The organism is Devosia sp., assembly GCF_030689745.1.
Lineage (GTDB): Bacteria > Pseudomonadota > Alphaproteobacteria > Rhizobiales > Devosiaceae > Devosia > Devosia alba.
On sequence record NZ_JAUYGL010000062.1, the window covers coordinates 20368 to 29964 of the forward strand.

The window sequence follows — 9597 nt, forward strand, 5'->3', positions numbered from 1 at the left end:
TCGCGAATCCGGCAGCATGGACGGCCCCGTTCAGCCTGCGCGCTTGCCGGTATTTGTTGCTGGCAGATGGCAATATGGCGAGAAGCCAAGCGTTTGGCGGTCCATGGCGGCGGCGCTGTCCGCTGAACTGGCGGCGCGACGGCTGTTTGTGCTGCTGCCGTTCGCCATGATTGCCGGCCTGATCGGCTATGCCATTGTCCCGGTGGAACCGCAGGCCTGGGCGCTGGCGGCGGGCGGGGTGGCCATATTGGTGCTCGCTGTCGGGCTGCGGCAGTCCAGGTGGCTGGCGCTGGCCGGCATGCTCGCATGTTTCTGGCTTGGCGCCTGCCTTTTGCCGCTGCATGGCCTGTGGTTTGGCACCGCCATGCTGGAGCATCCCGCCTATGGGACATTTGAAGCGCGCGTCGACGAGATTGTCTCGGCGACCGAAAGTGACCGTCGGGTGATTGTTTCTGCCCTGACCCCCATCGCCGATACCCGGCCCGTGCCTATTGAGCGGGCCCGGCTGGTGGTGCCGCCGCAACCGCCGCTGGCCCCCGGCGACCGGATCCGGGCCAAGATGCGGCTGACGCCGGTGCCCGGGCCGGTGCTGCCGGGCAGCTATGACGGCCAGTTTCATGCCTATTTTGCCGGCGTTGGCGCCTATGGCGCGGTGACCAGTGAGTTTGTGCAGATCAGCTCGGGCTCGCAGCTGGATGTGAGCCGCTGGGTCGAGCAGTTGCGCATGGGCATTGGCGCCCGCATCGATGAGGAACTGGATGGGGCCGCGGCGGCGATTGGCCGCGCCATGGTGGTCGGAGACCAGAGCGGGATTACCGATGAGACCCGCGAGGTGATGGCGCAATCGGGCCTGGCGCATATCTATTCGATCTCGGGCCTGCATTTGTCGATTGTGGCCGGCGGGATATTCTGGCTGGTGCGCTGGCTGCTGGCAGCCATTCCTGCGCTGGCCATTCGTTGGCCTGTCAAAAAGCTGGCGGCGGTCGTCGGGCTGGTTGCGGCAGCGGGCTATATGCTGCTGGCCGGCGGCACGGCCAATGTGCCGGCGCTGCGTTCGGCAATGATGCTGGGGCTGATTTTCGGGGCCATTCTGGCGGGGCGGCGCGCCCTGACCATGCGCAATGTCGCAATTGCGGCGCTGGCCATTATCGTGATCGATCCGGCCAGCGTGTTTCGCGCCAGTTTCCAGCTGTCATTTGCCGCCGTGGTGGCGCTTATCGGCATTTATGAGATGCCGCGCGCCAGCCCGCGAGGCGATCGCACGGTGCTGGGTCGCATCGGGGCGACGCTATGGGCGACGGCGGCAACCAGTTTCATTGCCGGGACGGCGACGCTGCTGTTCTCGGCCTACCATTTTCAGCAGACCGCCCCGTTGGGCGTCGTCGGCAATGTGCTGGTGCTGCCAGTGGTGAGCTTGATCATCATGCCATTTGGTGTGCTGGCCGTGCTGAGCATGCCCCTTGGCATTGAGCGGCCCTTTCTGGCTGTGATGGGCTGGGGCATTGACCGGATGGTGGATGGCGCCACGCTGGTTGCCGGCTGGAGCAGTTCGCTGATTGGTAACCCGTTGCTGACGGGTTGGGCGTTGATCCTGGGACTGGCAGCGCTGGCGTGGTTTGCCTTTTTCAGAACGCGCTGGCGCCTGTTGGGACCGGCGCTGGCTGTGCCGCTGGTATTGCTGTTCGGGTTTGACCTGCGGCCCGATGTGCTGATTGCCGATACGACGCAGGCGGTGGCCGTGCGCGATGCAGCGGGCATGGGGCTGGTCTCGGGCCGTGCGGGCAGCTTTGCCGTTGAGGTATGGAGCGAGCACTATCAGGAGGTGATCGCCGAGCAGTTTTCCGGCCTGCGCTGCGATGGTCTGGGCTGCATCGCGCGCACGCCACAGTTTTCCATCGCCGTGGTCAAGAACGCCGCCGCCTTTGCCGAGGATTGTGGCGCCCATGACCTGCTGATCGCACGACCGCGTGCACCGACCAATTGTGGCGGGGGGCTGGTCATTGACGGTGATGATCTGCTGGCTGGTGGGGTGCACTGGCTGCGCTGGGACGCCGTGGCGGCGCGGTTTGAGGTCCGCACCGCCATCCCCAATCTCAACCGGCCATGGCGAGCCGCGCGATGGTAACACCGGCGGCGGGCACTTCGGCGGTGCCGAGCACATAGCCGGTTTCGTCTTTGGCCAGGGTGAGCGTCGCCGGCCCGGCATTGTAGTTGACGTAGATGCGAACGCCGTCACGGGTGCGGCAGCGGACCCCGGCAGGCAGCGCCAGGGTTGGCACATCCGCTTCGGCAATCAGATAGTCGACCACGCGGTGCACCAGCGCCTTGGTGCCGGTGCCGCCCAGATAGTAGAGCTTGCCCTGATTGACCAGCACTGGCCAACCATCGACATCCTCGATGACAATATTGGCCCTGGTCTCGATGCGCTCGCGCCAATGATGGACGGCGCCGCTGCCCCTGACCTCGATTTCGACGGATGGGTCGAGGCTGTCGATACGGATCACCTGCAGGTCGAGCAGATTGCGCGGCAGGTCGGGCGCCAGCTTGGGGGGAATGGCAAAGTTCTCGGTCTTGGAGCCGGTGCGCGGGCCAATCAGCAGGTGGCCCTCGAACGCGGCAATGGCGGTGCGCAAGGCATCGTTCCATGCGAACAGCGCCGGAATGGCGACGATGGCATAGCTGGCAAAGCTGGTGGTGCTGGGCGGCAGGATGTCGATGTCTAGGCCATGGCGCCGGAAGGCGGCATAGAGCGCCCGGACATGGGCAGCGTGGCTGAAACCCTTGGCCTGCGGCTGCACCTCCCAGGCCCATTCGCTCTGATAATCAAAGACGATGGCGACACGGCCCTTGTTGGCGGTGCCGGAAAGACCAACGGCCTTGAGTTCCTGGGCGACCTGGCTGGCCTCGTGATAGGCCGGGGCGGGTTCGCTGTCGGGCCGCAGCAGGCCGGCATGCATCTGCTCCTGGGCAAACGGAGCCTGGCGCCAGCGGAAGTAGGAGACCACTTCGGCGCCATGGGCAAAGGCTTCCCAGGCCCAGAGCCGGGCCATGCCGGGCAGGGGATCGGGATTGAACTGCGCCCAGTTCACCGGGCCTGGCTGCTGCTCCATGACCCACCAGCGGCCGTGCCCGACAGTGCGGTAGAGATCGTGGTGGAAAGCGGCATTGTCCGGGTCGCCCTGGCGCATATATTGGCGCTTGACCTCGTCGGGCTCGTTGCTGACGGCGAGATGGCCGAGCGGATAACTGTCCCAGCTGGCGATATCGAGCGTTTCTGCCAGATCGTAATGGTCGAACTCGGTATAGCGGCTCATGAAATTGTGGATGACGGGCAGGTCCGGGCGCCTGGCCTTGAGAATGTCGTACTGCACCTTGTTGAAGGCGGCGACCTGATCAGACGCGTAGCGGCGGAAATCCAGATCGTGGGCCGGCGCCGGCTCGCAGACCAGCAGATTGGGCAGTTCGATCTGGTCGAAGCGGTTGTATTCCATCGACCAGAACACATTGCCCCAAGCCTGGTTCAGCGCCGCCACCGTGCCGTATCTGTCGGCCAGCCAGCGCTGAAAGCCGGCTTTGGCGGCGGGTGAGTAGGAATAGGTGGTGCCGTGGCAGCCATATTCATTGTCGGTCTGCCAGCCGCCCAGCGCGGGATGATCGCCCACCGCATCGGCCAGCAATTGGGTGATGCGGGCAGCCTCATCGCGATAGCCAAGATGAGAGAAATCGTAGTGGCGGCGGGAGCCGAAGCCCTTCTGGCGGCCATGCGCATCAACGGCCAGCATGTCGGGATGCTTGTCGACCATCCAGCGCGGTGGCGTCGCCGTGGGGGTGCCGAACACCACCTTAAGGCCGTGCCGCCCCATTACGTCCATGGAGCGGATGATCCAGTCAAAGCGCAGCTCGCCCGGCGTCGGCTCGAGCCTGGACCAGGCGAATTCGCCAATCCGGACGAAGCCAATGCCCACCTCGGCCATGCGCGCAGCATCCTGTTCCCAAACCTCCTCGGGCCAGTGTTCGGGATAGTAGCAGACGCCCAGGGTCGGGTTGATCATCGCAAAAGTCTCAGAGTTGGATCGGGGTTTCGGCCTGGCCGGCTATGTCGACATCTATGGCGAAGAGGCCGCCGGCTACCTTCTCCACGGCAAGCTGCTCTGCCGTGAGGTTCTTGGCGGCGGTGGTGATGAACAGCGTTTTGAGGTCAGCGCCGCCAAAGGCAGGGCAGGTGACCTGGCTGACCGGGACCTCCACGATGCGGTCGATCGAGCCGTCCGGCGCGTGGCGCACGACACAGGAGCCGCCCCATTTGGCGTTCCACAGATAGCCCTTGCTGTCGACCACGGCGCCATCTGGATAGCCACGGCCTTCCGAAACATCGGCAAACAGCGTCCACGCGCCAATCGGCAGGCCGGTGGCCGGATCGGTGACGCACTGCATGATTTTTCGGGTGGGAGTGTCGGTCCAGTAGGCGATGGTGCCGTCGGGTGAAAAGCAGGTCGCGTTGGGGATGGAGATGCCCGATTTGAGTGTGGTCAGCGTGCCGGCACGATAGTGGTAGACCGAGCCGATCGGGGCTTCCTGCTCGCTTCGGGTCATGGTGCCAATCCAGAAGGCGCCTGATGGATGGACGCGGCTGTCATTGGTGCGAGTCTGGGGGTTGTCGGCCTCAATCTCGTTGATGCGGTTCATGCCGCCCGTCGTCAGATCGAACTGCTTGAGGCCGGTATCGGTCGCCAGAACAAGGGTGTGATCATCAGCGATTGCTGCGGCGGCGACGGTTTCGTTGAATAGCCAGCTATCGACGATCTCGCCAGCGGCGGTCACAGCGAACAGTGTCTGCTCGTTGATGTCGAAGAAGAACAATTGCTGGCGACCGGCATGCCAGATCGGTCCTTCGCCAAGCGCGCACTGGCTGTCGATGAGCAGTCGGGCAGTCTGGCTCATTCGGGGTACCCCGCATCATAGGCGGTCACGGCAGTGGCGGCGCGTTCGCCAACCTGAGCTGCGTCCATGCCGGGCTTGTAGAGGTAGGTGCCCAGGCCAAAGCCGGCGCAACCGGCGTCGAAGTATTCACTGAAATTATCGGGGTTGGCGCCGCCCACGGCATAAAGCGGGATGTCGGGCGGCAGCACAGCCGTCATGGCCTTGATGCCCTTGGGGCCAAGCGCTTCAGCGGGGAAAAATTTGAGGCCGGTGGCGCCAGCCTTGATGGCGCGGAACGCTTCGCTGGGCGTGAAGACGCCGGGGAAGGAGAGCATTTGCAGGCTGATGGTCTCCTTGATGACCTGCTTGTTGGTGTCAGGGGACACCACAAAGGTGCCGCCGGCCTCGGACACGGCCCAGACCTGCTTGCGGCTCAGCACGGTGCCAGCGCCAATCGTTGCCGCGTCGCCCAGGGCGTTGGAGGCAATGGCGATGCTGATCAAGGCGTCGGGCGAATTGAGGGGAACCTCAATCATGGTGATGCCGGCTTCGATCAGGGCCTCGCAGACGCCGATGATCTCGCTGGGGGTGATGCCGCGCAGGATGGCGATCAGGTGACGATGTTCCATAAAAATAGGCTCCTAAGCGGCGTAGCTGCGCGCGGCCTTGAGGCCGGCCAGAACAATATTGGTGGTATCCTGCGGCATGCCGGTGGCGCCGATCATGCCCAGCACCTGGGCATAGAGGGCGCACAGCACGCTTGAGCCAATCAATGGCACGGCCTGCTGGCCAATCAAATGGCGGTTGCTGCCGATTTCCGTGCCAATCAACAAACCCGACAAGTAGCCGGCGCACCAATCGGGTTGGCGGCCCGAAAGCAGGGCGCTGGCGCGCACCTGAAACAGCGTGCCCAGCAATTGCTCGGGGTGGTCCAGTCCGGCCCGGGCACCGGTGACAAAACCATCGGCGCGACCGGGGCCATCGAGATCGCCGGTCAAAGAGTGGCGCAGCACCGAATGGGTGCGCAGCACTTCATAGATTTCGCCAGTCATGGCGGTCGAGAAGCGTTCGACGCGGGTACCGGAGAGTTGGGCCCATTTGGAATGGGTGCCGGGCAGGCAGACTACGCCTGAAAAGCCCGGCTGCAGCGCAGCCAGCCCGAGCAGCTGAGTCTCTTCGCCCCGCATGACATTGTCAGCGCCAGCCTTCTGGCAGACGCCGGGCAGGATGGCGGGTGCAAACCGGCTGCCCGGCATGGCCGGATGCACCGCGCCGGCCAGCAGGCCACGCAAGTCGGCGGGCGCCTCAAGATAGGGCGCCTCGAGCCAGCCCTGACGGGCGCCAGCCATGCCGCAAATCAGCACATCAATGGGACCGCTGTGCGTGCTGGTCACGCCATCCAGCAATTCGCTCAATGCGCCCGGAAAATCTTCCTGTGCCAGCTTGCCCATGCCGTTGTCGGAATGGCGCTGCAGGGCAACGCTGCCGTCGGTCGCGATACCCCATGCCCGTAAATTGGAGGTGCCCCAATCGACGGCGACCCAGTCTACGATATCACTCACCAAATGTTCTCCCGCCGCTCAATTTCGGCGTGACCCTAATGGCTGAACCGTTTTTCAGCCAGACCGAATATCGTTGCTCCGTCCGAGGCCAAAGCTGCCCGAAACGGCGCGGCACTGTCTGCTCGCTGGGTAAGCCGGGATGGGCGTTCCGACAGATCAAAGCAGATAATTCTGCAAAAAGCGCAAAAGTATGATTTTTCTGTCGAAGGCCATTCACAGCGCCGCCAACCATGTTAGAACGGCCTCAATCCCGGCGTTTCATACGCACGGCAGGGAGCAGTAAGGAAAGTTCAAAATGACGGCAGCTGACGGCGGATCCACGCCCAATAAATTGCGTTCGCGCGCCTGGTTCGATAACCCGGAGAACCCGGACATGACCGCGCTCTATCTTGAGCGCTACATGAATTTCGGCGTTTCGCGCGAAGAGCTGCAGTCGGGCAAGCCGATCATCGGCATCGCCCAGACCGGCTCGGACCTCAGCCCCTGCAATCGTCACCACATCGTGCTGGCCGAACGTCTGCGCGAAGGCATCCGCGAAGCGGGCGGCATTGCCATTGAATTCCCGGTGCATCCGATCCAGGAAACCGGCAAGCGTCCCACGGCGGGTCTCGACCGCAATTTGGCCTATCTCGGGCTGGTAGAAGTGCTTTATGGCTACCCGCTGGACGGTGTGGTGCTAACCATTGGCTGCGACAAGACCACACCTGCCATGCTGATGGGTGCAGCAACCGTCAATATCCCTGCGATTGCCTTCTCGGTTGGCCCGATGCTGAATGGCTGGCACAAGGGCGAGCGGACCGGTTCGGGCACCATTGTGTGGAAGGCACGCCAGATGATGGCGGCCGGCGAAATCGACTATGCCCAGTTCATTGAACTGGTAGCGTCCTCGGCGCCGTCGACCGGCTTCTGCAATACCATGGGCACAGCCTCGACGATGAATTCGCTGGCGGAGGCGCTGGGCATGCAATTGCCGGGTTCGGCCGCCATCCCGGCGCCGTATCGCGACCGCCAGGAAATGGCCTATCGCACCGGCAAGCGCATCGTGGACATGGTGCATGAGGACCTCAAGCCGTCCGACATCATGACCAAGGACGCCTTCATCAACGCCATTGTGGTCAATTCGGCGATTGGCGGCTCGACCAATGCGCCAATCCATATTCAGGCCATTGCCAAGCACATCGGTGTGGAGATGGAACTGCAGGATTTCCAGACCCATGGTCACAAAGTGCCACTGCTGGTCAACATGCAGCCTGCGGGCGAGTATCTGGGCGAGGACTTCTACCACGCGGGTGGCGTGCCGGCGGTGGTCAACGAGTTGATGAACCACGGACTGATCCGCGAGAACGCGCCAACAGTCAACGGCAAGTCGATGGGCGAGAACTGCCGTGACACGGTGATTCAGGACGACAAGGTGATCCGGCCCTTTGATAATCCGCTCAAGACCGAAGCGGGATTCCTGGTATTGCGCGGCAATCTGTTCGACAACGCCATTATGAAGACCAGCGTGATCTCCACCGAGTTCCGCGATCGCTACCTCAACAATCCGGCCCATCCGGGGATGTTCGAGGGCAAGGCCGTGGTGTTTGACGGGCCGGAAGACTATCACCATCGCATCGACGATCCGGCGCTGGCGATCGACGAGAACACCCTGCTGTTCATGCGCGGTGCCGGTCCGATCGGCTATCCGGGCGCGGCGGAAGTGGTCAATATGCGGCCGCCCGATTATCTGATCAAGAAGGGCATCACGGCGCTGGCCTGCATCGGCGATGGCCGGCAGTCAGGCACTTCGGGGTCGCCCTCTATCCTCAATGCGTCGCCAGAAGCGGCGGCGGGCGGCAATCTGGCCATTCTGCGAACCGGCGATCAGGTGCGGATCGATCTCAACAAGGGGCAGGCCAATATCCTGATCTCTGATGAAGAGATTGCCACGCGCCGGGCGGATCTGGAGGCGGCTGGCGGCTACAAATACCCCAAGCACCAGACGCCATGGCAGGAAATCCAGCGCGGTATCGTTGGCCAGTTGGGCGACGGCGCCATTCTCAAGCCCGCCGAAAAGTACCAGCGCATCGCCCAGACCGAGGGTATTCCGCGCGACAACCACTAGGTTGTAGCGGTTCAAAAAACGAAGGCCCCGCCCAATCTGGCGGGGCCTTTTTGGTTTCGATGAAGGTAACCGGCCGGTTGCGGGTTACGCGTAGCTAGACGCGGTCGATGGCGTGCCAATCACCCGGCACCAACAATGCCGCGGCCAGGCGTTCCTCATAGTCTTCGCGCGGGATTTCAATGCCGCCCAGCGACTCGAGATGGTCGGTGAGGAACTGGGTGTCGAGCAGGACGAAGCCACCTGCATTGAGCCGTGCCACCAGATGAGCCATCGCCATCTTGCTGGCATTGGTGCGGCGGTGGAACATGGATTCCCCGAAGAAGGCGCCGCCAATGGCCAGGCCATAGAGACCACCGACCAGATCATCGCCATCCCAGACTTCCACGGTGTGGGCAATGCCGCGCTGGAACAACTGGCCATAGACGGCGCGAATGGTGTGGTTGATCCAGGTGGTGTCGCGGTCGGCGCCAACCGTGGCGCAGGCCTCGATGACGGCGGCAAAATCGGTGTCAACTTTGACCACAAAGCCGGATTTTCGGATCGCCTTGCGCAGGCTGGTCGAGAGGCGAAAGCCATCGAGCGGGATGATGCCGCGCAATTCGGGGCTGACCCAGAACAGGTCTTCATCCTCGGCATCCTCGGACATGGGAAAAATGCCGGCCCGGTAGGCGCGTATGATGAGTTCGGGGGTGATGTCGAGGTCGAAGGGATCTTGGCGGCGTGACATGGTGCAACTCCGGAACCACCCGGTTTTAGCATTTGACGCCAATCTGGGCCATGCGCGTTTGCGCGCAGGGGACGCAGGGGCGCCTAACGGGTTCCGTCGTCACGACAGGGCGACCAATTATCCGAAGCGATTGTGCATCTCGGCATCGATCTCTGCCAAGGTCATGCCCGCACTGATGGGTGAGCCGGCGGACCGCATCTGCACGTGCGGCCAGTCCTTGAAACTGTGCCAGAAGCCGCCGGCATCCAGCCCCATGTCTTTGGCAAAGCTCGCATAGATCCGGT

Annotated in this window: 7 protein-coding genes; 2 read left to right on the forward strand and 5 right to left on the reverse strand. The window is 63.1% G+C overall.

The genetic code is table 11. The features are described from left to right. The first annotated feature begins 16 nt into the window (after positions 1-16). On the forward strand, positions 17-2125 hold the full coding sequence (locus Q8O80_RS05430) for a ComEC/Rec2 family competence protein (RefSeq protein ID WP_305577743.1): 2109 nt from the start codon (positions 17-19) through the stop codon (positions 2123-2125). Here the strand turns inward: Q8O80_RS05430 and Q8O80_RS05435 are convergent. The 4 genes from Q8O80_RS05435 to Q8O80_RS05450 are packed head-to-tail and all read right to left on the reverse strand — an operon-like array spanning position 2094 to position 6482. Beyond that, entirely contained in the window at positions 2094-4052 is a 1959-nt protein-coding gene (locus Q8O80_RS05435) for a beta-galactosidase (RefSeq protein WP_305577745.1), read from the reverse strand. The genes Q8O80_RS05430 and Q8O80_RS05435 overlap by 32 nt on opposite strands. Positions 4053-4062: 10 nt before the next feature. Further along, complete coding sequence (locus Q8O80_RS05440; protein WP_305577747.1) at positions 4063-4941, reverse strand: SMP-30/gluconolactonase/LRE family protein; 879 nt, start codon at positions 4939-4941, stop codon at positions 4063-4065. Continuing rightward, positions 4938-5549, reverse strand: coding sequence for a 2-dehydro-3-deoxy-6-phosphogalactonate aldolase (locus Q8O80_RS05445; RefSeq protein WP_305577749.1), 612 nt, complete (start codon positions 5547-5549; stop codon positions 4938-4940). Before Q8O80_RS05445 ends, Q8O80_RS05440 begins: the two co-directional genes overlap by 4 nt. Positions 5550-5561: 12 nt before the next feature. Beyond that, positions 5562-6482: a 2-dehydro-3-deoxygalactonokinase gene (locus tag Q8O80_RS05450; protein WP_305577751.1), complete on the reverse strand. Its 921-nt coding sequence runs from the start codon at positions 6480-6482 to the stop codon at positions 5562-5564. A 295-nt stretch (positions 6483-6777) separates the two neighbouring features. Here Q8O80_RS05450 and Q8O80_RS05455 point away from each other — a divergent pair, with 295 nt between their 5' ends. After that, positions 6778-8586 (forward strand): IlvD/Edd family dehydratase, encoded by a 1809-nt coding sequence (locus Q8O80_RS05455; RefSeq protein ID WP_305577753.1) that lies wholly within the window; start codon positions 6778-6780, stop codon positions 8584-8586. 94 nt (positions 8587-8680) lie between these two features. Here the strand turns inward: Q8O80_RS05455 and aat are convergent, their stop codons facing one another. Next, a complete protein-coding gene (aat, locus tag Q8O80_RS05460; protein ID WP_305577755.1) occupies positions 8681-9313 on the reverse strand; it encodes a leucyl/phenylalanyl-tRNA--protein transferase in 633 nt (210 codons plus the stop codon). Between the last annotated feature and the right edge of the window lie 284 nt (positions 9314-9597).

What these genes read in the sequence shown, in the direction of transcription:
- Q8O80_RS05430 (WP_305577743.1), top strand. Translation starts at nt 17, where the DNA reads ATGGACGGCCCCGTTCAGCCTGCGCGCTTGCCGGTATTTGTTGCTGGC.
- Q8O80_RS05435 (WP_305577745.1), bottom strand. Translation starts at nt 4,052, where the DNA reads ATGATCAACCCGACCCTGGGCGTCTGCTACTATCCCGAACACTGGCCC.
- Q8O80_RS05440 (WP_305577747.1), bottom strand. Translation starts at nt 4,941, where the DNA reads ATGAGCCAGACTGCCCGACTGCTCATCGACAGCCAGTGCGCGCTTGGC.
- Q8O80_RS05445 (WP_305577749.1), bottom strand. Translation starts at nt 5,549, where the DNA reads ATGGAACATCGTCACCTGATCGCCATCCTGCGCGGCATCACCCCCAGC.
- Q8O80_RS05455 (WP_305577753.1), top strand. Translation starts at nt 6,778, where the DNA reads ATGACGGCAGCTGACGGCGGATCCACGCCCAATAAATTGCGTTCGCGC.
- aat (WP_305577755.1), bottom strand. Translation starts at nt 9,313, where the DNA reads ATGTCACGCCGCCAAGATCCCTTCGACCTCGACATCACCCCCGAACTC.